The 23022-nt window shown below is 74.8% G+C and carries 15 protein-coding genes; 12 read left to right on the top strand and 3 right to left on the bottom strand.

Features of this window, described 5'->3' with window-relative positions:
* The first annotated feature begins 17 nt into the window (after positions 1-17).
* The 4 genes from OHB09_RS05235 (at position 18) to OHB09_RS05220 (ending at position 8261) form a co-directional block, all read left to right on the top strand.
* Positions 18-713 carry a GntR family transcriptional regulator gene (locus OHB09_RS05235; RefSeq protein ID WP_006141515.1) on the top strand — a complete coding sequence of 232 codons (696 nt, stop codon included), beginning with the start codon at positions 18-20 and terminating at the stop codon, positions 711-713.
* A gap of 178 nt (positions 714-891) precedes the next feature.
* Positions 892-2418, top strand: a complete 1527-nt coding sequence (locus OHB09_RS05230; protein ID WP_167793525.1) for a hypothetical protein — start codon at positions 892-894, stop codon at positions 2416-2418.
* 136 nt (positions 2419-2554) lie between these two features.
* Positions 2555-3445, top strand: a complete 891-nt coding sequence (locus OHB09_RS05225; protein WP_006141510.1) for a hypothetical protein — start codon at positions 2555-2557, stop codon at positions 3443-3445.
* A 73-nt stretch (positions 3446-3518) separates the two neighbouring features.
* Entirely contained in the window at positions 3519-8261 is a 4743-nt protein-coding gene (locus tag OHB09_RS05220; RefSeq protein WP_328921665.1) for a hypothetical protein, read from the top strand.
* A gap of 55 nt (positions 8262-8316) precedes the next feature.
* On the opposite strand, the gene OHB09_RS05215 is transcribed toward OHB09_RS05220, so the two are convergent.
* Positions 8317-8871, bottom strand: a complete 555-nt coding sequence (locus OHB09_RS05215; RefSeq protein WP_006141507.1) for a hypothetical protein — start codon at positions 8869-8871, stop codon at positions 8317-8319.
* Between the two features lie 451 nt (positions 8872-9322).
* Here OHB09_RS05215 and OHB09_RS05210 point away from each other — a divergent pair, with 451 nt between their 5' ends.
* The 4 genes from OHB09_RS05210 to OHB09_RS05195 all read left to right on the top strand — a co-directional run bounded on the left by OHB09_RS05210 (position 9323) and on the right by OHB09_RS05195 (position 13704).
* Complete coding sequence (locus OHB09_RS05210; RefSeq protein WP_328921664.1) at positions 9323-12160, top strand: nitrate- and nitrite sensing domain-containing protein; 2838 nt, start codon at positions 9323-9325, stop codon at positions 12158-12160.
* Positions 12157-12594, top strand: coding sequence for a roadblock/LC7 domain-containing protein (locus tag OHB09_RS05205; protein WP_006141503.1), 438 nt, complete (start codon positions 12157-12159; stop codon positions 12592-12594). The genes OHB09_RS05210 and OHB09_RS05205 overlap by 4 nt, the downstream gene beginning before the upstream one ends.
* Before the next feature lie 9 nt (positions 12595-12603).
* Complete coding sequence (locus OHB09_RS05200; protein ID WP_006141502.1) at positions 12604-13014, top strand: DUF742 domain-containing protein; 411 nt, start codon at positions 12604-12606, stop codon at positions 13012-13014.
* A gap of 84 nt (positions 13015-13098) precedes the next feature.
* Positions 13099-13704 carry a GTP-binding protein gene (locus OHB09_RS05195; RefSeq protein WP_006141499.1) on the top strand — a complete coding sequence of 202 codons (606 nt, stop codon included), beginning with the start codon at positions 13099-13101 and terminating at the stop codon, positions 13702-13704.
* Between the two features lie 210 nt (positions 13705-13914).
* Here the strand turns inward: OHB09_RS05195 and glpK are convergent, their stop codons facing one another.
* The gene (gene glpK, locus OHB09_RS05190) at positions 13915-15438 is read right to left on the bottom strand and encodes a glycerol kinase GlpK (RefSeq protein ID WP_167793879.1); all 1524 of its coding nucleotides are present in this window, start codon (positions 15436-15438) and stop codon (positions 13915-13917) included.
* A 458-nt stretch (positions 15439-15896) separates the two neighbouring features.
* On the opposite strand from glpK, the gene OHB09_RS05185 reads away from it, so the two are divergent.
* Both OHB09_RS05185 and OHB09_RS05180 read left to right on the top strand, forming a co-directional pair.
* Positions 15897-16706 carry a M15 family metallopeptidase gene (locus OHB09_RS05185; protein ID WP_040895994.1) on the top strand — a complete coding sequence of 270 codons (810 nt, stop codon included), beginning with the start codon at positions 15897-15899 and terminating at the stop codon, positions 16704-16706.
* A 117-nt stretch (positions 16707-16823) separates the two neighbouring features.
* Positions 16824-17360, top strand: a complete 537-nt coding sequence (locus OHB09_RS05180; RefSeq protein WP_328919165.1) for an NUDIX domain-containing protein — start codon at positions 16824-16826, stop codon at positions 17358-17360.
* A gap of 25 nt (positions 17361-17385) precedes the next feature.
* On the opposite strand, the gene OHB09_RS05175 is transcribed toward OHB09_RS05180, so the two are convergent.
* Positions 17386-19734 (bottom strand): glycoside hydrolase family 31 protein, encoded by a 2349-nt coding sequence (locus OHB09_RS05175; RefSeq protein ID WP_328921663.1) that lies wholly within the window; start codon positions 19732-19734, stop codon positions 17386-17388.
* Between the two features lie 208 nt (positions 19735-19942).
* Between OHB09_RS05175 and OHB09_RS05170 the strand changes: the two genes are divergently transcribed.
* Positions 19943-21919, top strand: a complete 1977-nt coding sequence (locus OHB09_RS05170) for an acetoacetate--CoA ligase (RefSeq protein WP_328729799.1) — start codon at positions 19943-19945, stop codon at positions 21917-21919.
* Positions 21920-22103: 184 nt separating this feature from the next.
* Positions 22104-22994 (top strand): hypothetical protein, encoded by an 891-nt coding sequence (locus tag OHB09_RS05165; RefSeq protein ID WP_234528529.1) that lies wholly within the window; start codon positions 22104-22106, stop codon positions 22992-22994.
* The last annotated feature ends 28 nt before the right edge of the window (positions 22995-23022 follow it).

Raw genomic sequence — 23022 nt, 5'->3', positions numbered from 1 at the left:
GTGATTGAATTCCGCCCATGGCAGACCAGTTGACGCCGCTGGCCGAGGACCGCGCCCTCCTGGGCCGGACCAGCACCGCCGAGCGGGTGGCGGACATCCTCAGGAGCCGCATCGCCGAGGGCTACTTCCCGCCCGGCACCCGGCTGTCCGAGGACAACATCGGCGGCGCGCTCGGCGTCTCCCGCAACACCCTGCGCGAGGCGTTCCGGCTGCTCACGCACGAGCGGCTGCTGGTCCACGAGCTGAACCGGGGCGTGTTCGTACGGGTGCTGACCGTCGAGGACGTGGAGGACATCTACCGGGTGCGGCGGCTCGTCGAGTGCGCCGTCGTACGCGGCCTGGGCGCCCCGCCCTACGCCGTGGACGGACTCGCCGCGGCGGTGGAGGAAGGCACGGCGGCCGCCCGCGAGGGCGACTGGAAGGGCGTCTCCACCGCGAACATCCACTTCCACCGCGCCCTGGTCGCCCTCGCCGGCAGCGACCGCACGGACGAGGTGATGCGCAGCGTCTTCGCCGAACTCCGCCTCGCCTTCCACGTGGTGGACGACCCCCGCCGCCTCCACGAGCCCTACCTCGCCCGCAACCGCCACCTCCTGGGCGCCCTCCGGGCGGGCGAACGGGACCAGGCGGAACAGCTCCTCGCCACCTACCTCGACGACTCCCGCGAGGGCCTGGTCGACGTCTACGCCCGCCGGGTGGCGGACGCGGTCTGAGGCCTGTCCCGCCAGGGATCGCGGGACGGCTTTCAGGCATGCCGTCCCTCCCGGGACGGCCTCAGACATGCCGTCCCGGGAGCGGTCCCTTCCGGCCCCGCGCGCCGCGGGGGTGTCGTGAACGCGTTCCCGCGCACCGTTTGGCCCGTTGTCGGACCCAGGACCTAGTCTGTGCACCGTGACTTCCCCCGTACCGACGGATCGCGTTCCGCCCCAGCTCAGCGCGGGCCCGCGCCCCGCGCCGGGACCGGCCGCCGACGAGGGCCTGGCCCGCCGCCTGCGCGCGCTCGCCTGCACCGCGCCCCTGCACGACCTGGACGCCCGCAAGGCCAACCTCGCCGGTGAGTACTCCGTGTACGGGATGGCCGAGGTTGCCCTCGCCGCCATCGACCTGGTCACCCTCCACATGGACTTCGACGCGGGCGCCGACCAGGAGCAGATCGTCTCCCGCCTCCTCCCGCGCATCGCCGCCCAGGCCCCGCACCGCCCGGCCGCCGAGCACGAACGGGTGGCCCGCTGGGTCCTGGAGAACCTCATCAACGTCGGCAGCGTGGACCGCGGCTTCCGCGCCGTGTACGGCACCTTCGCCCAGGACGGCACCTACGTGCGCCGGGACTACGACTTCAAGCTCGTCGAGGAGGTCCCCGGCTACGGCGGGGGCGTCTACCTGCGCACGACCGACGAGGCGGTCAACGTCCTGGTGGGCGCCCTGGACACCGACGTGACCAGCGCCCAGATCGCCGCCGAGGTCAAACTGGAGGTCCTCGTCAGCCGGGGCCGGCTCGCCGACGCCCAGCTCGCCGCCGAGCAGGCCCGCTACCGCACCGTGCAGTACGCCGAGACGCTGCGCCGGGCCCTGGAGGCGACGCGGCGCAACGTACGGGCGGTGGACTGGCTCAACGCGGTTCCCGACATGATCGCCGAGGCCCTCGACCACGTCGCCGACCGCTACCGCCACGAGAACGCGATCCTGACCAACATCCGCCGCGCGCGCGACGAGTCCGGGGACCCGGAGAACAAGCGGCGCGCCGCCGAGCTCGTCGACATCGTCAAGGACTGCATCCGCCGCCACACCCAGCTCCAGTCCCGGCTGCTGGAGGCCGGCCCGCTGTTCCGCGCCGAGCAGGACCGCCAGGCCTTCGCCCCGGCGACCGCGGCCTCCGGCACGGACCTGTACGGACAGCTGCTCGCCCCGCTGCTGCCGCTGCCGCTGGAGCAGTCCGTCCGCGTCACCGACGCCTTCTTCGCCCGCGGCACGGGACTGCGCACCCCCGCCTCGGTGCGCGTCGGGGACCTCGTCGACCTGCTGCTGACACCCCCCGTGGAACGTGAGCACCTCGGCGCCGAGATGCCCGAGCCCGACCTCATCGCCACCCCCGACGACAGCCGCTTCAGCCAGGAGCAGCTCGCCGCCGCCACGGAACTGCTCGACCTGCCCGCCGACGCGCCCCGCCGGCTCTCCGGCCTGCTCGCGGAGGCCCGCCGCCGCGACCCCGAACTGCCCTACCTCGTCGCCCTGCTGGCGGTGCACGCGGCCAGCCCCCCGGTCGGCACCGCCTACCGGCAGGGCGAGGAGAGACTGCTCTTCGCGGTCGACGACGGCACCCAGCTCGACGACCGGGAGTTCGGCGGCGCCGACCTCATCGTCGGCACGGCCCTGCTGGACGCGGCGGCGATGGCGACGGCCCGCTCGGAGCCCGCGTGAACCCGCGAGGGGAGACCCCCGCCGTGCGCACCGCCCGCCCGGCCGCCGCGCTCCGCCGCCCCGGCACCGCAAGCGCCCGCCCCCGCCCCTCCCGCCTCCCCGCAGCACCCACCCCCCGCACCAAGGAGCCCCGACCGTGAGTGAGCCCGTCGAGTGGAGCGAGCCGGAGGCCGTCGCCGCGCCACCGGCGAGCGCCGGCGTCACGCCCGCCGACGCCGCCGACGCCGCGCGACTCGTCGCCTTCGGACTGCAGCCCAAACTGCAGCCCGCCCGCGACCAGGAGTACGCCGAACTGCTGCGCCGCCACCGCGAGGACCCGCGGTTCGCCCGGCTCGCCGAGGCCGTGGCCGCCGGGCTCGGCCTCGTGGTGCTGGAGGTCTCCCCGCGCGCCGGCATGGCCGTGACCGCCGCCGAGGACTCCGTCTTCGCCGTCCGCATGGGCGACTACGCCCGCCGCACCTCCGCCGACGCGGGCGACCGCTTCCTGCACGGCCTCGCCCACCTCGCCGTCGCCGCCCTCGCCTTCCCCCGCCCCGAGGACCTCGCCGACGAGGGCTACATCGGCCGCGTCACGGTCAACGGCGTCGACTCCTTCGTCCGCCAGGCATGCCGCCGCCTGGAGGAACGGGCCGCCGAGCGGGGCGAGAACACCGACCCGGCCACCGACGCCCCCGGCCTCGAGGCCGCCTGGCGCATCTGGGTGCGCCGCAGCGCCACCGGCGCCACCAAGGACGCCCGCAGACTCGCCGGTTCCACCACCGGCATCATCGGCAAGGCCGTCGCCTTCCTCACCGACTCCGGCTTCCTGCAGCGCACCGGCGACGACGGCGGCGGCACCTACCGCACCACCGCCCGCTACCAGCTCCAGGTCCGCGACATGGCCGGCAGCGCCGCCATGGCCGAACTCCTCGAACTCGGCGTCGTCCCGGTCACCGACGGCACACCGACCCTGCTGCCCGCAGAGGAGAGCGACGACCTGGAACTGGTGGCCGACGCCGGACTGCCCTTCCACTCCCCGCGGGCCTGACCCGCGTCCACGCCCGCCGGTCCGCCGAGGACCGCGGCACTCCGATCCGCCGAAGACCGACGAGAGCCAGCCGATGTACGAACTGTCCCGGGTCCGCCTCTACTCCATCGGGCCGGCCGGCGCGCGCTACGCCGACACCGTGCTGGACCTGCGCGGCGTCGGGGAGCCCGTGCCCGACCCCGCGCCCCAGCAGGCGGAGTTCTTCGAGGAGGAACCGGTCGGCCCGCCCCGCCGGCCGGCGCCCGCCGGCGTCCTCTTCCTGGAGAACGGCGGCGGCAAGTCCGTCCTGCTGAAGCTGATCTTCTCCGTGATGCTGCCGGGCCACCGCAACACCCTGGGCGGCGCCAGCTCCGGCGTGCTGCGCAAGTTCCTGCTCGCCGACGACTGCGGACACGTGGCCCTGGAGTGGCAGCACACGCTCACCGGCGAGTGCGTCGTGGTGGGCAAGGCCAGCGAGTGGCGCGGCCGCCAGGTCTCCAGCGACCCGCGCAAGTTCGCCGAGGCCTGGTACTCCTTCCGGCCCGGCCCCGGCCTCACCCTGGACAACCTGCCGGTCGCCGAGTCCACCGCCGTCCGGCCTCCCGTCGAGGGCGTCTCCGGCGCCCGCGGCCGGCGGCGCACGATGAAGGGCTTCCGGGACGCGCTCATGGACGCGGGCAAGGCCTACCCGCATCTGGAGGTCCACTGGGAGGAGATCCACGACCGCTGGAACGAACACCTCACCGACCTCGGCCTCGACCCGGAACTCTTCCGCTACCAGCGGGAGATGAACGCCGACGAGGGCGAGGCCGCCGGCCTCTTCGCGGTCAAGAAGGACTCCGACTTCACCGACCTGCTGCTGCGCGCCGTCACCGACACCCGGGACACCGACGGACTCGCCGACCTGGTCAGCGGCTTCGGCAACAAACTGGGCCGGCGCGCCGAACTGATCGCCGAACGCGACTTCACCGCCGGGTCGGTGGACCTGCTCGGCCGGATCGTCGAGGCCGCCGAGACCCGCGCCCGCGCCCGGGACATCCACGCGGCCGCCGAGCGGCGCACCCGCACCCTCGCCCGGCGGTTGTCCGCGCGGGGCGTACGGGAACGGGCGCGCGCCGCCGACCTCGCCCAGCGCGTCACCGCCGCCGCCCACGCCGTCACCCACGCCGAGGGCGCCCGCGAACGGGCCGCCCTGGTCGCCGCCGAACTCGCCTACCGGCACGCCTCGCTGGCCCTGGCCGGCGCCGAGAAGGGGGCGGCCGCCCAGAAACGGGAACTCGCCGACGCCCGCACCCTGCACTCCGCGTGGCAGGCCGCCGAGGTCGTGCTGCGCCACCGTGCCGCCGCCGACCGCTCCGCCCGCGTGGCCGCCGCCATCCGTGAGGCCGAACGGGACGCGGCACCCGCCCTCGCCGCCCGCGCCAAGGCGGCCGTCGACCTCGTACGGGCCCTGCGCTCGGCCGCCGGGGAGGCCGAGGCTCTCGCCAACGAGGAGGAGGAGCGCTCGGCCGCCCTTCAGGAGACGGGCGAGGCCGCCCACCGGGACGCCACCGCGGCGGCCACCGAGGCACAGCGCGCCCGCAGTGAGGCCGGGCACCTGCGCCAGCGGCTCACCGAGGTCGAGCAGGAGACGGCCGAGGCAGTGCGGGCCGGCTGGCTCGACGACAGCGCGCCCGACGCCGACCCGGCCCGCGCGGCGCTCGCCGCCAGTGACGCCGAGAAGAACGCGGTCGCGGCCTGGGACACCGCCCGCGAGGCCGCCCGCAGGGCCACGGACCTGGCCCGCGAGGCCGCCTCGGCCGAGTCCCGCGCCGAACTGACCGCCGCCCGCTCGGCCGACGCGGCCACGGCCGCCACCCGCGCCCACGAGGCCGAGCTGAGGCTCGCCGAGTCCCTGGCCACCGAGGAGCGCCTCGCGGAGCTGCTCGGCCTGCCCGGCACCCCGACGGCGGCCGCGACCGGCCCGTCCGGGGCGGCACGGGCGGGCGTCCCGGGCCCCAGGACGGGAACCGAGGCCCCGCCCGGCGGCCGGCACGAAAGCGAGGGCGCCCAGGGCCCCGGGGGCCCCGAGCGCGCCCCCACGGCACTGGGCGACGCCCCCGGCCGCCCCCTCACCCCCGAACAGCTCGACCACTTCGCCGAGGAACTGCGGGAACTGCTCGACGAGGCCGTCTCCTCCGCCGAACGGCAGCTCTTCGACCTGCGCACCGCCGCCGCCGACGACGCCCGCATCCTCGGCGCCCTCGGCGACGGCGGACTGCTGCCGCCCGGCCCCGACGTCCTGGCCACCGTCGAGTTCCTCGGCGAGCACGGCATCCCCGCGCTGCCGGGCTGGCGCTACCTGGCCCAGGCGGTCGACCCCGCCGACCACGCGCGCGTGCTCGCCGCCCGCCCCGAACTCGTCGACGGCGTCATCATCACCGACCCCGCCTCCCACGCCCGCGCCCGCGAGACGCTCGGCGAGGCCGCGCTGCTGCCCCGCTCCGCCGTCGCCGTCGGCACCGCCGCCGCCCTGCTCGCCCCGACCCCGGCGCCGGAGGCGGGGGAGGGCGAGGTGTTCCTCGTCCCGCCGAACCCCGCCATGCACGACGAGCACGCCGCCGACGAGGAACGCCAGGCCCTGCGCGCCCGCGCCACCGGACGCGACGAGCAGATCCGGGCGCTCGCCGCCCGGCTCGCCAAGGACCGCGAACTGGCGGCCCGGCTCGCCTCCTGGCGCACCGGCTGCCCCGCCGGCCGCCTCACCGAACTCGCCGGCGCGGCCGCCGAGGCCCGCGCGTTCGCCGAGGAGGCCGAGGCCGAACTCGCCGAGGCCCGCACCGCCCGCGCCGAGGCCGAGGAGGCCGCCGCTGAGGCCACCGCCGTGCGCGAGGAACGCCAGGAGAGCGCGCAGCGCGCCCGGCGCGCCGCCGACGCGCTCGCCGGACTCGCCTTCCGGCTGCGCGAACGCGCCGGCTGGCAGGCGGGCCTGCGCGAACTCGCCGACGTGGCCGTCGAGTCCGAGGCCCGCGCCCAGGCCTGCCTGGACCGCGCCCGTGCCGCCGACGAGGACCGGCGCGCCGCCCAGCGCGCCGCCGACGACGCCCGCCGCACCGCCCGCACCCTGCGCACCGAACGCGCCGAGATCGCCGGCGCCCCCGAGGACGTACCGGAGGACGCACAGAAGGACGGGGCCGAGGCCCCGGCCTCCTCGCTCCCCGCGCTGCGCGAGGCCTACCGGGCCGCCTCCCAGCTGTACGAGAAGGTCGGCGTCGGCGCCGACCTGCGGGCCGAGCAGGCACGCGCCGAGAGCGAGGAGTCCGCCGCCCGCAGGGAACTGGACCGGCTCACCAACAAGGTCCGCACCCGCGCCGAGCAGCTCCTGGCCGCCCCGGACGGCGCCGACGGGCCCTCCCGCCAGGCCGCCGCCGCCCGCGCCGAGGAACTCGTGCAGCTGCTGGAGACGCGGATGTCCACCGCCAGCGAGCAGCTCGGCCGGCTGCGCGGCGAGGCCGAACGGCTCGCCCCCGAGGACGGTGAGGCACACACCGCACTGCCCGAGGACCTCGTTCCCCGCGACGCCGAGCACGCCCAGGCACTCCTGCGCACCGCCACCACCGAACTCGCCGCCCGTACCGGGGAACTGAGCGGCGCGCGGGACACCCACGCCGAACTCCTCGAGGCCCACCGGGCCGCCGAGGACGCGGCCGGCGGCTTCGACGAGACCGCCGCGATGCTCCGCGACCTGCTGCGCGAGCACACCACCGAGGAGGAGCAGGCCGCCCCCGAGCCCTTTCCCGGCACCCTGGAGGAGGCCCGGCAGTCGGCCGTCGAGGCCCGCCGCTCACTGCGCGGCTGCGCCGCCGACCTGTCCGCAGCCGAGGGCGCCGTCCGCGAGGCGAGCGACGTCCTCGTCCGGCACGCCAACTCCACCCGGTACGAACAGGTCCGCACCCCGGCCCGGCAGCAGATCCGCGAACTGCCCGCCGCCGCGCTGCCGGAGCACGCCCGGCGCTGGCAGGAGGCCTTCGCGCCGCGGCTGCGCGTCCTCACCGACGAACTCGCGCAGCTCGAGCGCAACCGCGACTCCATCGTGGACCGGCTGCGCGGTCTGGTGGAGTCCGCGCTCGCCACCCTGCGCTCCGCGCAGCGCCTGTCCCGGCTGCCCGAGGGACTCGGCGAATGGTCCGGACAGGAATTCCTCCGCATCCGCTTCGAGGAACCCGACCAGGCCACCCTCACCGAACGGCTGGGCGAGGTCGTCGACGAGGCGACCCGCTCCGCCGTCAGGAAGAACGCGGACCTGCGCCGGGACGGCATGTCGCTGCTGCTGCGCGGGGTCGGCGCGGCCCTGCACCCCAAGGGCGTCGCCGTGGAGATCCTCAAGCCGGACGCGGTGCTGCGCGCCGAGCGCGTGCCCGTCGGGCAGATGGGGGACGTCTTCTCCGGCGGGCAGCTCCTCACCGCGGCCATCGCCCTCTACTGCACGATGGCCGCCCTGCGCTCCAACGACCGGGGCCGGGACAGGCACCGGCACGCCGGGACGCTGTTCCTCGACAACCCCATCGGCCGCGCCAACGCCACCTATCTGCTGGAGCTCCAGCGGGCCGTCTCCGACGCGCTCGGCGTGCAACTGCTGTACACCACAGGGCTGTTCGACACGACCGCGCTTGCCGAGTTCCCCCTGGTGATCCGGCTGCGCAATGACGCCGACCTCAGGGCGGGGCTGAAGTACATCAGCGTCGAGGAGCACCTGCGCCCGGGGCTGCCCCGGCCCACCGACCCGGACGAGGCGGTCCACAGCGAGATCACGGCCACCCGGATGTTCAGGCGGCCGCAGGAGACCCCTCAGACGTGAGAACGCCTCCCCTCTCCCGCGCGGGGCGCGGGAGAGGGGAGGCGTAGTTCCTCCGTCAGGGGTGCGACAACTGCCCCGCACCCCGCCGGCGTATGCGCTCCTGCGCCCGCGCGGCGGACCGCTCCTGGCGCCGGACCCGGCGCCGCTCGCGCCGCAGCGCCCGGGCCGCCGCGCTCGGCGTGGACACCACGCCGTGGCGCTGGTTCCACACCTGCCGGGTCACCCACACGTCGAGTACGCCCCAGGTCGCCACGATGGTGCTGACCACGCTGCTCAGCACCATCGGGAAGGCCAGCCAGGAGCCGGCCAGGGTGCACAGGAACGCCGTGACCGCCTGGACCAGCGTCACCGCGATGAGCAGCACCGCCCGCACGGCCGCCGTCCGCACCGGATCCGGCAGCCTGCGCCGCTTGGCCGGCTCCTCGACCCACAGCGGGGCACGGCGCGCGTACGCCTCCCGCTCGCTCTCGTCCTCGTCGTACCCGGACTCCTCGTACGCGAGCTCCTCGTCTCCGGACTCCGCGTACGCCGACTCCCGTCCGCCCCCGTCGAGACCCGGATGACCGACGGCCCCGCTCGCGGGCGCCTCGCTCCGCTCCGCCGTCCCCATCAACTTGTCCTCCCCGCTGCCGCCCGGCCGCCCACGGGCGCCGTCCGACGCCCGTTTCCCAGCTGCTGCCCGGCTTGCACAGATATACGCCGCCTGAGTGCGGCATACGGCGGCTGTCGCCGGTTCCGCCCCCGATTCCCCTGTAGGAACCCGTAGGTATCTGTAGGGGAAGACGATCCGGGTTCCGTGAAGATTCCCCCGGGCAGGGAAAATCTCGGCCAACTCGCCGGTCGCCGCGCTCCGATGCCCAGGACCCCCGGCCGCCGCGGGTGCGTACGCGCATATCCGCGCATGCCCCCTATCGATGGACAACTCCCCCCGCCGCATTCCCCTTTCGCACCTCGCCCACACCTGTGGAGCGTCGAGTTCCCCCCTCGGCAGTAGTAGGCTCACGCCGTTTGTTGACGCACATGTGTGCCCCTGATCCGAGAGGGGCCGGCTGGGGGAGGCCATGCGCTTTCGCGGGAAGTCCATCCGCCGGAAGATCGTGGCGCTGCTCCTGGTGCCACTGCTGGCCCTGACCGCGGTCTGGGGCTACGCCTCGCTCCTCATGGGCCGCGAGGTGGTCCAGCTCTTCCACGTCTCCTCCGTCATGGAGAAGGTCGCCTATCCCACCGAGGACGCCGTCCGCGCCCTGGAGCAGGAGCGACGGCAGACCCTCCTCTACCTCGCCGACCCGCGCGCCTCCGACGCGCTGGGCGCGCTGCGCCGCACCCGGATCGCCACCGACGACGCCTTCTCCACCCTGCGCGGCAACGTCGCCTCCTCCAAGGTGCGCGACGCGCTCGACGCGGACGACTCCGCCCGCCTCGCCACCGTGCTCGACGGCTTCAAGAGCATCGGTTCGCTGCGCGAGAGCATCGACGGCACCAGCCTCACCCGGGCGCAGGCCCTCGACCTCTACAACCGCGTGGTCGACCCCTGCTACGCCATGCTCGCCACCCTCGACGTCGTCGACACCACGGAACTCGACAAGCAGTACCGCGCCCTCGTCAACGCCGCCCGCGCCCGGGAGCTGTTCTCCCGCGAGGACGCCCTGCTCGGCTCCGCCCTCGTCGCCGGCTGCGTCACCCGCACCGAACTGCGGGACATCTCCCAGCTGATCGCCCGGCGCGGGGCCGTCTACGAGGTCAGCATGGACCAGTTGCCGGCCGAGGAACGCGACCGCTACGACAGCTTCTGGCAGGGCGCCCCGACCGCCCCGCTGCGCGAGGCCGAGAAGTTCGTCCTCAACACCGACCCCGAGGAGATGCCCCCCGGCGTCACCGCCAAGAGCTGGGACACCCTCGGCGGCCGTGTGCTCGACCGGCTCGCCGCGCTCGACGACGCGGCGACCGACCGCTACCAGGACCGGGTCCACCCGGCCGCGGTGAGCACCATCACCGAGGCCGCCGTCGTGGGCGTCCTCGGGCTGGTCGCCCTGCTCTTCTCCCTCGTGCTCTCCGTCCGCGTGGGCCGCGGCCTCGTCCGCGACCTGCGCCGGCTGCGCCAGGAGGCCCACGAGGCCTCGGGCGTGCGGCTGCCCGGCGTCCTGCGCCGGCTCTCGGCGGGCGAACAGGTCGACGTCGAGACCGAGGCGCCGCGCCTGGAGTACGAGAAGAACGAGATCGGCGAGGTCGGACAGGCCCTCAACACCCTTCAGCGCGCCGCCGTCGAGGGCGCCGTCAAGCAGGCCGAACTGCGCGCCGGGATCTCCGAGGTGTTCGTCAACCTCGCCCGCCGCAGCCAGGTCCTGCTGCACAAGCAGCTCACCCTGCTCGACACGATGGAGCGCCGGACCGAGGACACCGACGAACTCGCCGACCTGTTCCGCCTCGACCACCTCACCACGCGCATGCGCCGCCACGCCGAGGGCCTGGTCATCCTCTCCGGGGCCGCGCCCTCCCGGCAGTGGCGCAAGCCCATCCAGCTCATGGACGTCGTACGGGCCGCCGTCGCCGAGGTCGAGGACTACGAGCGCATCGAGGTCCGCCGACTGCCCCGGGTCGCCGTGACCGGCCCCGCCGTGGCCGACCTGACCCACCTCGTGGCCGAACTCCTCGAGAACGCCACCGTGTTCTCGCCCCCGCACACCGCGGTCCAGGTGATCGGCGAACGCGTCCCCAACGGCTTCGCCCTGGAGATCCACGACCGCGGCCTGGGCATGGCCGCCGAGGCCCTCCTGGACGCCAACCTGCGGCTCGCCGAGACGCCGGAGTTCGAACTCTCCGACACCGACCGGCTCGGCCTGTTCGTCGTCAGCCGGCTCGCCCAGCGGCAGAACATCCGCGTCTCCCTGCAGCCCTCCCCGTACGGCGGCATCACCGCGGTCGTCCTCATCCCGGACACGCTGCTCACCGACGACATCCCGGACACCAACGGCACCGGCTTCCGTCTGGACCGGCTGTCCGGCAAGAAGGCCAGGGGCGGGGCGGGCCGCGACGCGGCGCTCGGCCGGGTGCCCGGCGACCCGCCCGGACTGCCCGCCCCGGTCCTGGACGGCCCCGTCGAACTCGAGGCGCCCGTCGACCTGGACGCGCTCGCCGGGTTCCCCGAGGCCCTGAGCGGGGACGAGGGGCACCGCGGACTGTTCGGACCCCGCAGGCCGCTCGCGGGGGTGCCCGAGGAGCAGCACACCCGCGGCACCGGCGAGGAGCCCGGCGCCCACGAGGACGCCGGGCGGTCCGAGGGCCCCGCACCGCTGCCGCGCCGCCACGCCCCCAAGCTGGTCAGCTCGCACGGCCGCCCCGTGCCGGACGGCCGGGCGCGACGCGGCGGCTGGGACGAGGAGCCCTCCGAGGCGGCCCGCGCCCACGGCGAGGGCGCGGAGGCGGAGCACACCCCCGACGACCGCCCGCGCGACGGTCGTCCCGACGGCGGCCGGCCCGTCAGCGGCCGGCGCCGCACCGACCGGCCGGACACCGGGGCCGTACGCGGCGGCGATCGCACCGGAACCGGCCGCCTCCGCGAGGACCGGTGGGCGCCCGGATCCGGCGCCGCCGGCCCGCAGCAGGGCACCACGGACCCCACCCCCCGCACCGGCCCCGCGACCGGAGAGGCAGAATCGGGTGCGGGCCCGTTGCCCAGGCGCGTACGTCAGGCCAGCCTCGCCCCGCAGTTGAGGCAGGGCCCCGACACCCGGCCCGGCGGCACGGACGCGGCGGACCCCGCCGACCGTGACGCGGACGAGGTCCGCAGCCGGATGGCCTCGCTCCAGCGGGGCTGGCAGCGCGGCCGCCACGAGAACGCCGCCGGGGACGAGGGACCGGACGGCTCGGCACGAGGAACGACAAAGGGGGACGGTCGATGACCGCACCGAAGGACGCAGCCGCCAACCGGACCGGCGCGAAGGGCGAACTGAACTGGCTGCTCGACGACCTGGTCGACCGCGTCGCCAGCATCCGCAAGGCGATCGTGCTGTCCGGCGACGGCCTGCCCACCGGAACGTCCACGGACCTGAGCCGGGAGGACGGCGAGCACCTGGCCGCCGTCGCCTCCGGCTTCCACAGCCTGGCCAAGGGCGTCGGCAGACACTTCGAGGCGGGCAGCGTCCGCCAGACCGTGGTGGAACTCGACGAGGCCTTCCTGTTCGTCACCGCCGCCGGCGACGGCAGTTGCCTGGCCGTCCTCGCGGACGCCGATGCGGACATGGGGCAGGTCGCCTACGAGATGACGCTGCTGGTCAAGCGGGTCGGCACGCACCTGGGCACGGCCCCGCGCACCGATCTGCCGACCGGTGGGTAGTGACAGGGCATGAACCCCGAGGGACAGGGACCCGCACAGGGACGGGACAGCGGCCACTGGTTCGACGACGAGGCCGGACCGGTGGTCCGCCCGTACGCCATGACCCGCGGGCGCACGAGCCACGCGGGCCAGCACCGGCTCGACCTGATCGCGCTGGTGCTGGCGGAACCCGGGGCCGACGCCGCCGGGGCGGACTCCCTGTCCCCGGAGCACATGGACATCGTCGAACTGTGCCGTGAGGCTCCCCAGTCGGTCGCGGAACTCGCCTCCGGGCTCGACCTGCCGATCGGGGTGGTACGGGTCCTGATCGGCGACCTCGTGGACGAGGAACTGGTCCATGTGTCACGGCCCGTGCCGGCGGCGGAACTCGTTGACGAAAGCATTCTGCGCGACGTGATCAACGGCCTCAGGGCGCTGTGACGCGCGTACGGGGCGCCGTCCCCGGGCTCCCGCCGGGCCCGGTGACCGGCGTCGCCGACACCGAACGAGCAGGAGAGACAAGCGATGATCTTCGGGCGTTCTGAGCGCGGTGCGCCGCCGGTCGAGCCCGTCACGCTCAAGATCCTCGTGGCCGGCGGCTTCGGGGCGGGCAAGACCACCCTGGTCGGCGCGGTCAGCGAGATCCGGCCGCTGCGCACCGAGGAGTTCCTCACCGAGGCGGGCCGCCCCGTCGACGACCTGCGCGGTGTCGAGGGCAAGCACACCACCACCGTCGCCATGGACTTCGGCCGCATCACGCTGCGCGAGGACCTGGTGCTGTACCTGTTCGGCACCCCGGGGCAGGACCGCTTCTGGTTCCTCTGGGACGAACTCGCCACCGGTGCGCTGGGCGCGGTCGTCCTCGCCGACACCCGCCGGCTGGAGGACTGCTTCGCCGCGGTCGACTACTTCGAGCGGCGCTCCATCCCCTTCGTCGTGGGCGTCAACTGCTTCGACGGGGCCGCCCGGTACCCGGCGGAGAGCGTGCGGCAGGCACTGGACCTCGACCCGGCGGTCCCCGTCGTGCTGTGCGACGCCCGCGAGCGGGAGTCGGTCAAGGAGGTCCTGGTGGACGTCGTCGGGCACGCGATGGCGCGGGCCGCGGACCGCCGCCGGGCGGCCACCGTCTGAGAGCCCGCCGACGGGGGAGGGCGGGCACCCGCGCGTACCCACTCCCGTGCCGGCCGCCCGCGCGTACCCACTCCCGTGCCGGCCGCCCGCGCGTACCCACTCCCGTGCCGGCCGCCCGCGCGTACCCACTCCCGCGCCGTCCGCCCGCGCGCACCCACCCGCGTACCCGTCCGCCCGCGTATGGGTCGCCCGCGTGCCGGTCGTCCTCGGTCAGTCCCCGCCGCCCCGCTCCTCCCAGCCGAAGCTCTTCTCCACCGCCCGGCGCCAGTTGCGGTACTCGCGGTCCCGCACGGAGTCCTCCATACGGGGCGTCCACTCGGCGTCCTTCGCCCAGTGCGCCTTGAGCTCGTCCAGGCTGTTCCACACCCCGGTCGCGAGACCGGCGGCGTAGGCGGCGCCCAGACACGTCGTCTCGGAGATCTTCGGCCGGATCACCGGCACGCCGAGCACGTCCGCCTGGTGCTGCATGAGCAGGTTGTTGGCGGTCATGCCGCCGTCCACCTTGAGGGTGTTGATCCGCACTCCGGAGTCCTGGTACATCGCGTCCACGACCTCGCGGGTCTGCCAGCTCGTCGCCTCCAGGACCGCCCGCGCGAGGTGCGCCTTGGTCACGTACCGGGTCAGCCCGGTGACCACCCCGCGCGCGTCCGAACGCCAGTACGGGGCGAACAGGCCGGAGAACGCCGGCACGATGTACGCCCCGCCGTTGTCCTCCACGCTCGCCGCGAGCGATTCGATCTCGTCGGCGCTGCGGATGATCCCGAGCTGGTCGCGGAACCACTGCACCAGCGCGCCGGTGATCGCGATCGAGCCCTCCAGGCAGTAGACCGGCGCCTCGTCACCGATCTTGTAGCCCATGGTCGTCAGCAGGCCGTTCTTCGAGGGCACCGGACGTTCTCCGGTGTTGAGCAGCAGGAAGCTGCCGGTGCCGTACGTGTTCTTGGCGCTGCCGACGTCGTAGCAGGCCTGACCGAAGACGGCCGCCTGCTGGTCGCCGAGCGCCGAGGCGACCGGGACGCCGGCGAGCTGGCCCACCGCCGTGCCGTACACCTCCGCCGAGGAGCGGATCTCCGGCAGCATCGCCTCGGGCACGTTCATGGCGGCGCAGATCGCGGAGTCCCACCGCAGGGTCCGCAGGTCCATCAGCATGGTGCGGCAGGCGTTGGTGACGTCGGTGACGTGCCGTCCGCCGTCGGGGCCGCCGGTGAGGTTCCAGATCAGCCAGGAGTCCATCGTCCCGAAGGCGATCTCACCCCGCTCGGCCCGCTCGCGCAGCCCCGGCACGTTGTCGAGCAGCCAGGACGCCTTGGGCCCGGAGAAGTAGCTGGCCAGGGGCAGCCCGGTCTGCTCGCGGAACCGGTCCTGGCCGTCCGCGCCACCCAGGTCCTCGCACAGGTCGGCCGTCCGGGTGTCCTGCCAGACGATCGCGTTGTGCACGGGTTTGCCGGTGGCCCGGTCCCAGAGCAGAGTCGTCTCGCGCTGATTGGTGATGCCGAGGGCGCTGAGCTGGTTGGCGCGCAGCCCCGCCTTGGCCAGCGCGCCCGCCACCACGGCCTGCACCTTGGACCAGATCTCGGTGGCGTCGTGCTCCACCCAGCCCGGCCGGGGGAAGATCTGGCGGTGCTCGCGCTGGTCGACGGCGACGATCGCGCCGTCCCCGTCGAAGACGATGCAGCGGCTCGACGTCGTGCCCTGGTCGATCGCGGCGACGTACGTGTGGGCGGTGTCCGGCATGACTTACCCCTTGGTCGCTCGGTTCGGGAGATGCGCAGGGTGCGGTTCCGAGGTCGCGCGGCGGGCCGACTGCCTTCCGGAAGTGTTCACCGGTGCTCCTGGGGCGTCAAGGCGCGGGGCGAGAACGACGGAACGACCGAACGCATCATGCGAAAAGCGGGTGAAACGCACATCTCCATTCTGGGCCCGGAACCCCTGATCCCGCCCCTCGCGCCGACGAGGCCACCACGAGGCGGCGCCGGCCGCCCCCGCGCCCCGAGGCGTTGACCGCGCTTTTCGGATCCCCGGGGAGCGCGGATTTCCGGCCGCCGCGGAAACCACCGGCGACCGGGAGAACCGTGCGGGCCCCGACGGCGTCCGAGATAGCGCGAGGGATGGCCGGGACCGACGGGGGTGGTTCCGGCCATCCCTCCGCCTTCACCCCGCCCGCGCCCGAAGATCTGATAAACGCAGGGTGCATGACACTTCTCCCACGCACGGTCCGCGCCCTGGTGACCACCCTGACCGCGCTCCTGACCCTCGGCGCCGCCACCGCCCCCGCCCGGGCCACCCCCGCACCCGAGGCCCCGGCCGACTTCGTGGCGCTGCGCGACGTCGACCCGACGATCCTGGAGGAGATCCGCTACGCCACCCCGCACAACTTCGTCGGCGAACCGGTCGAGGGCTACCGGCAGCCCCTGTGCCTCCTCACCCGCCCCGCCGCCGAGGCCCTGCACCGGGCCCAGAAACGCCTGCGTCCGCAGGGCTACACCCTGAAGGTGTACGACTGCTACCGGCCGCAGCGGGCCGTCGACCACTTCGTGCGCTGGGCCGAGGACCTCGACGACCAGCGGATGAAGACGGAGTTCTACCCCCGGGTCGACAAGACGAGACTGTTCGAGGACGGCTACATCGCCGAGAAGTCCGGCCACAGCCGCGGCTCCACGATGGACCTCACCCTCGTCGAGCTCCCGGCGCGGCCGACACGCCCCTACGTGCCCGGCGAGCCCCTGGTGCCCTGCTACGCCCCCAAGGACGAGCGGTTCCCCGACAACTCCGTGGACATGGGCACCGGCTACGACTGCTTCGACACCCTCGCCCACACCGACGACCCCCGCGTCACCGGCGCCCCGCGCGCCCGCCGCCAGTTGCTGAAGAGCACCCTGGAGGGCCTCGGCTTCGTCAACCTCGCCGAGGAGTGGTGGCACTACACGTACCAGCCGGAGCCGTACCCCGGCACCTACTTCGACTTCCCGGTCTCCCGCGCCTCCCTCCCCGGCAAGCGCTGAGCCCCGGCCCCGGGCGCCGCGCCGTGACCGGGGCGCCCGGCCCGGACCGGGGTGCCGGGTCGGACCGGGGTGCCGGGACCGCAGACGTCCGCGCGGTGATCGGCTACAGTCCGCGGCGTGTCCGCATCCCACCGCCCCTCCGCCGCCCCGCGCCCGGACTCCCACTGCGCGAGCTGCGGCACGCCCTACCAGGAGGACGCCACCGGGTGGCCGCGCACCTGCGCCGCCTGCGGCACCACGGCCTACCGCAACCCCCTGCCCGTCGCGGTGGCGCTCCAGCCCGCGTACGACACCCGGGGCACCGGCCTGGTCGTGATCACCCGCGTCATCCCCCCGGCCCGGGGCGGCACCGCACTGCCCGGCGGCTTCGTCGACCACCGGGAGGACTGGCGGCACGCCGTCGTCCGGGAACTCAGGGAGGAGACCGGCATCGACGCGGCGGACCGCGAGGTGCGGCTCGCCGACGCGATGAGCTCACCCGACGGCCACCTGCTGCTCTTCGGGCTCCTGCCCGAACGCCCGGCCGCCGACCTGCCGCCCTTCACCCGCACCGGCGAGACCGAGGAGCGGCGACTCCTGCACCGCCCCGTCGAACTGGCCTTCCCCCTGCACACCCTGGCCGTCCGCGCCTGGTTCGAGGGCCGCTACATCTGAGGAGGGCACGCCCCGGCCGTTTCGCTCACGTGCCGGGCAGCCCGCGCACCCGCACCGGATACGGCGGTTCCCCCTCCGCCCCGTGCCCGCGCACGAGGACCCGCCCGCCGTGCCGCCGGGCCACATACCGCTCGACGACCGGTTCGTCCGAACCCCCACCCCCCTCCGGCACGAAGAACCCGCCCCCGGTCCGCCCGCGCCCCGGCGCCCACACCTCCAGCTCCACACCCCCGTCCGCGCCCCGCACCGGCAGCACCGCGCCCGCCCGCGCCAGCACCGGAATCCGCGACAGCGGGGCCTCCACCACGACCTTCCCCGGCCCCTCGTACGCCCGCCCCGTCGCCGTGTCGTACCAGCGCCCCCGGGGCAGCCGCACCGTACGCCGGTCCCGTCCCGGTTCCAGCACCGGCGCCACCAGGAGACAGTCACCGAGCAGGAACGCGTCCTCGCAGTCCCGCAGCCCCCGGTCCTCCGGCGCCCCCCACCACACCGGGCGCACGTACGGCGCCCCCGTCCGGCGGGCCAGATGCGCCAGCGTCAGGAAGTACGGCAGCAGCCGGCGCCGCTCGAGCAGGGCCGCACGTGCGTGCTCCCGCACCTCCGCCGCCCACTCCCAGGGCTCGCCCCCCGCCCCGGAACGCGTACGGAACAGCGGCAGGTACGCCTGGAGCTGCAGCCGGCGAAGGGACAGCTCGGGCGAGGATCCGCCCTCCCCACCGCCCGGGTCCGCCCCGGCGTACGGCACCCCCGACAACCCGAGCCCCAGCACCAGCGACAACGAGGCCCGCAGCCCCGGCCAGCCGGCCACCGCTCCGCCCGCCCAGAGACCCCCGTGACGCTGCGAGCCCGCCCAGCCCGAGCCCGACACCACGAAGGGCCGCTCCCCGGGCGCCAGGGCCCGCAGGGACTCGTGCGCCGCCCGCGCCATGCACAACGCGTACACGTTGTGGGCCTCCCGGTGATCCCCGCCCCGGCCCTCCAGCGCGTGCCGGGCCGAGCGGGGCAACGTGTTCTCCCCGAAGGCCGCGAACGACACCGGCTCGTCCCCCTCGTGCCAGAACCCCGCGAAGCCCTGCGCGAGGCGCTCCGTGTACTGCGCACCCCACCAGGCGCGCACCCGCGCGTGCGTGAAATCCGGGTACACCGCCGCCCCCGGCCGCGCGAGCCCCTCCACGCGCCGCCCCGAGGCCCCCCGCACGAACACGTCCTCCGCCCCACCGCCCTCGAAGACCGCGTACCCGGGCTCCGCACGCACGGCGGGCTCCACGAAGGACACCAGCCGCACCCCCTCCCGTCGCAACTCCCCGGCCAGTACCGGCAGCTTCGGGAACCGCTCCCGGTCGACGGTGAACACCCGCTGCCGGTCGGCGTGCCCGGCCCCCAGGTGCACGGCGTCCAACGGCAGCCCGCGCGTCCGGTACTCCGCCACGAGCCGCCGCACCTCCCGCTCGTCGCCGCGGTCGCCCGGCGCCAGCTGGTGCCCCAGCGCCCAGGCCGGCGGCAGCGCCGCCCCGCCCGTCAGCGAGGCCCAGACGCGCAGCACGCGGGCGGGGGAGCCCACCACCACCCAGCAGCGCAGGGGACCGCCCTCCATCCGCACCTCGCACGTCGCGGGCCGGTCGTGCCCCGAACCGGCCCCCTCCTCACCCTCCGAGAGCACCACCGTCCCGTCCCAGGACGAGTCGTGGAACACCAGATGCGTGCCCGCGTCGGCCACCACGAGCTGCACCGGCATCGCCGGACCCGGCCTTCCGTCACCGGAGGGCCCCGGCACCCGCCCCGCGTTCCACAGCCGGTACCTCCCGGCCCGCAGCCGCGGCCCCTCCGCCCACGCCCCGAGGCCGAAGACCCGGGCGTCCGGCGCCGTCTCGGCCCGCTGGGTCCAGCGCGCGGGGCCGCCGCCCACCGGCTCCCACCACCGGGGCGGCAGTTCCCGCCGCAGCGTCACCCCGCCCGGCGTACGCACCTCGATCCCGCCGAACCGCGACACCGCGACCGTGACCCGCTCGGCCACCACCCGCCAGCCGCCGTCCTTGTCGGGCTCCAGCGCCGCCCTCGGATCCGGCTCAGGACAGGCCCCCGCCAGCGCGTACGAGGGCAGCGGACCGGCCCCGTCCCACCCCAGGAACACCGCCCCGTCCGGTGCCACCGCCACCCGCAGCTCCGCACGCGCGAACCGGATCACCCCGCCACCGGGCCCCGGCTCCGCCTCCCGCACCGCACCCGGCACCCTGGCCCGCTCCGCGCCCCGCGGCGGCAGCCCGAGGGCGTCCGCGCGCCTCCTGCGCCAGGCCGCCCGCACCCCGCGCAACCCCCGCTCCGCGCCCCCCGCACCCCACACCCTCGCCCAACGCACCAGGTCACGACCGTCCATGCTGCTCACCCTGCCATCGCCGAGGCCGCACACCGAAGCCGTTCAACCGCCGTTCACCAGCGGGGGAAGGACATGTTCACGTGGCCGACGCCCTGCGGCGCACCCTGGTGCGGAAGTCGATCACATGGCATCGTCCGTGTCACCGCGTGCCGCGCACCCCACCCGCGCGCGAGCGCGCACACGACGCGTACAGCCCGGGAGCCGCCCCATGACCTCAGCGCACCCCTCGCCGCTCTGGCGGCCCGATGAGGACCGCATCGCCCAGGCCCGGATCACGGCCTTCCAGTCCTGGGCGGCCGAGCGCCACCAGGCCCCCGCCGAGGGCGGCTACCCGGCCCTGCACCGCTGGTCCGTGGCAGAGCCCGAGGCCTTCTGGACGGCCGTCACCGAGTGGTTCGACGTGCGCTTCTCCACGCCCCCCACGCGGGTCCTCGGCGACCGCGCGATGCCCGGCGCGCAATGGTTCCCCGGCAGCAGGCTCAACTACGCCGAGCACGCCCTGCGCGCGGCCGCCACCCGCCCGGACGAACCGGCCCTCCTGGCCGTCGACGAGACCCAGGTCCCGCGCCCGGTCACCTGGGCCGAACTGCGAAGGCAGGTCGGCTCCCTGGCCGCGGAACTGCGTGCCCTCGGCGTGCGCCCCGGCGACCGCGTCAGCGGCTACCTGCCCAACATCCCGCAGGCCGCCGTCGCCTTCCTCGCCACCGCGGCCGTCGGCGCCGTGTGGACCTCCTGCGCCCCCGACTTCGGCGCCCGCAGCGTCCTGGACCGCTTCCAGCAGGTCGAACCCGTCGTCCTGTTCACCGTCGACGGCTACCGCTACGGCGGCAAGGAGCACGACCGCCGGGAGACGGTCGCCGAACTCCGCCGCGAACTGCCCACCCTGCGCGCCCTCGTACACATCCCGCTGCTCGGCACGGACGCCCCCGAGGGCGCCCTGGACTGGGCGGCCCTGACGGCCGCCGACACGGAACCCGAGTTCGAGCAGGTCCCCTTCGAGCACCCCCTGTGGGTCCTGTACTCCTCGGGCACCACCGGACTGCCCAAGGCGATCGTCCAGTCCCAGGGCGGCATCCTCCTCGAACACCTCAAACAGCTCGGCCTGCACTGCGACCTCGGCCCCGAGGACGTGTTCTTCTGGTACACGTCCACAGGCTGGATGATGTGGAACTTCCTCGTCTCCGGCCTGCTCACCGGCACCACGATCGTCCTCTACGACGGCAGCCCCGGACACCCCGCCGTCGACGCCCAGTGGCAGATCGCCGCACGCACCGGCGCCACCCTGTACGGCACCTCCGCCGCCTACGTCATGGCCTGCCGCAAGGCCGGCGCGCACCCCGCCCGCGACCACGACCTCTCCCGCGTGAAGTGCGTCGCCACCACCGGCTCCCCCCTGCCGCCGGACGGCTTCCGCTGGCTCCACGACGAGTTCGCCGACAGCGGCGCCGACCTGTGGATCGCCTCCGTCAGCGGCGGCACCGACGTCTGTTCCTGCTTCGCCGGAGCCGTCCCCACGCTCCCGGTGTACATCGGCGAACTCCAGGCCCCCTGCCTCGGCACCGACCTGCGGTCCTGGGACCCGAACGGCGACCCCCTGGTGGACGAGGTCGGCGAACTCGTCGTCACCAACCCGATGCCCTCCATGCCCGTCCGCTTCTGGAACGACCCGGACGGCAGCCGCTACCGCGACAGCTACTTCTCGGTCTACCCCGGAGTCTGGCGCCACGGCGACTGGATCACCCTCACCTCCCGCGGCTCGGTGATCATCCACGGGCGCTCCGACTCCACGCTCAACCGCCAGGGCGTCCGCATGGGCTCCGCCGACATCTACGAGGTCGTCGAACGCCTCCCGGAGATCCGGGAATCACTCGTCCTCGGCATCGAACAGCCCGACGGTGGCTACTGGATGCCGCTCTTCGTGCACCTCGCCCCCGGCGCCGAACTCGACGAGGCCCTGCTCGACCGCGTCAAGCGGGCCATCCGCGAACAGCTCTCACCGCGCCACGTCCCCGACGAGATCATCGAGGTCCCCGGCGTCCCGCACACCCTCACCGGCAAACGCATCGAGGTCCCGGTCAAACGCCTTCTCCAGGGCACCCCACTGGAGAAGGCGGTCAACCCCGGCTCGATCGACAACCTCGACCTGCTGCACTTCTACGAGGAACTCGCCCGCAAACGCGCCTGACCCTCCCACACGCCGCCGGACGGCCGCCGCATCACGGCCGTCCAGCGCCGCCACCCCCTGCTCCGAGCCGCACGCGCGAGCCCGGGGGCGATGTCAGTGCCTCCCGTTACTGTGAGTGAGCATGGAGCGACCGTGCTCACGGTGTGCGACTCCGCGCGCCGTCACGCAGCCACAGGGGGACATCATGGGGGACACCCGCAACGAGACCATGCGACGCGTACTGCGCCGCGAGATCGCCGGAACCATCGGCCTGCTCGCCGACGAGCAGGACTTCGGCGCCATGCGCCGCTACCGCACCTTCGCCTTCGACGACCACTCCACCTACCTGCGGCAGGTGGAGATCCTGCTCCGCACCCTCGCCGACCAGGGCAGCCACACCACCGTCGCCCTCTTCGACCCCGAGGACTACGCCGAGTACTGCGCCGAGAACGGCCTCGACCCCGACGCCCCGGCCAGCCGCACCCGCTTCACCGCCCGGCTGGCCCTCACCGGCCCCGCCGTTCCCTACGAGGGCCAGCCCCTGTCCGACCTCGTCCCGTACCTCGTCGACGAGGCCGTACGCCAGGCCACCTGGGAGTACGCCGCCACCGCCCTGGCCGCCCTCGGCCCCTGCGCCGGCTGCGGCGAGGACATCGGCCGTGCCGCCCTGGCACACGCCTCCGCCCTGCTCTCCCGTATCCTCGCCGCCCCGGCCGCCGGAGCACGCCACCTCGTCTGCAGCGTCGCCACCCAGCCCGAACCCCTCCTCGCCGTCCTGCGCACCCACGAAGACCCGGACGGCACCCCGCGACTGGACGACACCGAGGCGCTCGAATTCACCACCGTCCTCGCCCTCGGCCTCGCCACCGACAGCCCCGGCGGCCTCGTCGTACGTGGCAGCGTCCCGGGCGCGCCCGACCGGGTCCACGGCTGGCGCCTGCGCGAGGGCGGCCTGGCGCCGCTCACCGCGGCCGAGGTCTTCGACGCCTACTGCACCGACGCCGTCTCCGGCGACCTCCTCTCCCCGGAGTCCGGCGTCGACTACTGCGCACCGCCCGACCTCGGCGACATCGGCCTGCCCGGCCACCCGCACTGACACCCGCCGCCCGGACACGACGAGGGGC

Origin of the sequence: Streptomyces griseoaurantiacus (assembly GCF_036189845.1) — a bacterium.
Classification (GTDB): Bacteria; Actinomycetota; Actinomycetes; order Streptomycetales; family Streptomycetaceae; genus Streptomyces; species Streptomyces griseoaurantiacus.
The sequence above is the reverse complement of the archived record's forward strand: the minus strand, read 5'-3'. Positions and strand labels throughout refer to the sequence as shown.

Excerpts from the sequence above, each read along its gene's own strand:
- OHB09_RS05210 (WP_328921664.1), top strand. The coding sequence starts at position 9,323 with ATGCGCTTTCGCGGGAAGTCCATCCGCCGGAAGATCGTGGCGCTGCTC.
- glpK (WP_167793879.1), bottom strand. The coding sequence starts at position 15,438 with ATGCCGGACACCGCCCACACGTACGTCGCCGCGATCGACCAGGGCACG.
- OHB09_RS05165 (WP_234528529.1), top strand. The coding sequence starts at position 22,104 with ATGGGGGACACCCGCAACGAGACCATGCGACGCGTACTGCGCCGCGAG.
- OHB09_RS05175 (WP_328921663.1), bottom strand. The coding sequence starts at position 19,734 with ATGGACGGTCGTGACCTGGTGCGTTGGGCGAGGGTGTGGGGTGCGGGG.
- OHB09_RS05200 (WP_006141502.1), top strand. The coding sequence starts at position 12,604 with ATGAACCCCGAGGGACAGGGACCCGCACAGGGACGGGACAGCGGCCAC.
- OHB09_RS05215 (WP_006141507.1), bottom strand. The coding sequence starts at position 8,871 with ATGGGGACGGCGGAGCGGAGCGAGGCGCCCGCGAGCGGGGCCGTCGGT.
- OHB09_RS05235 (WP_006141515.1), top strand. The coding sequence starts at position 18 with ATGGCAGACCAGTTGACGCCGCTGGCCGAGGACCGCGCCCTCCTGGGC.
- OHB09_RS05205 (WP_006141503.1), top strand. The coding sequence starts at position 12,157 with ATGACCGCACCGAAGGACGCAGCCGCCAACCGGACCGGCGCGAAGGGC.
- OHB09_RS05220 (WP_328921665.1), top strand. The coding sequence starts at position 3,519 with ATGTACGAACTGTCCCGGGTCCGCCTCTACTCCATCGGGCCGGCCGGC.
- OHB09_RS05195 (WP_006141499.1), top strand. The coding sequence starts at position 13,099 with ATGATCTTCGGGCGTTCTGAGCGCGGTGCGCCGCCGGTCGAGCCCGTC.
- OHB09_RS05185 (WP_040895994.1), top strand. The coding sequence starts at position 15,897 with ATGACACTTCTCCCACGCACGGTCCGCGCCCTGGTGACCACCCTGACC.
- OHB09_RS05170 (WP_328729799.1), top strand. The coding sequence starts at position 19,943 with ATGACCTCAGCGCACCCCTCGCCGCTCTGGCGGCCCGATGAGGACCGC.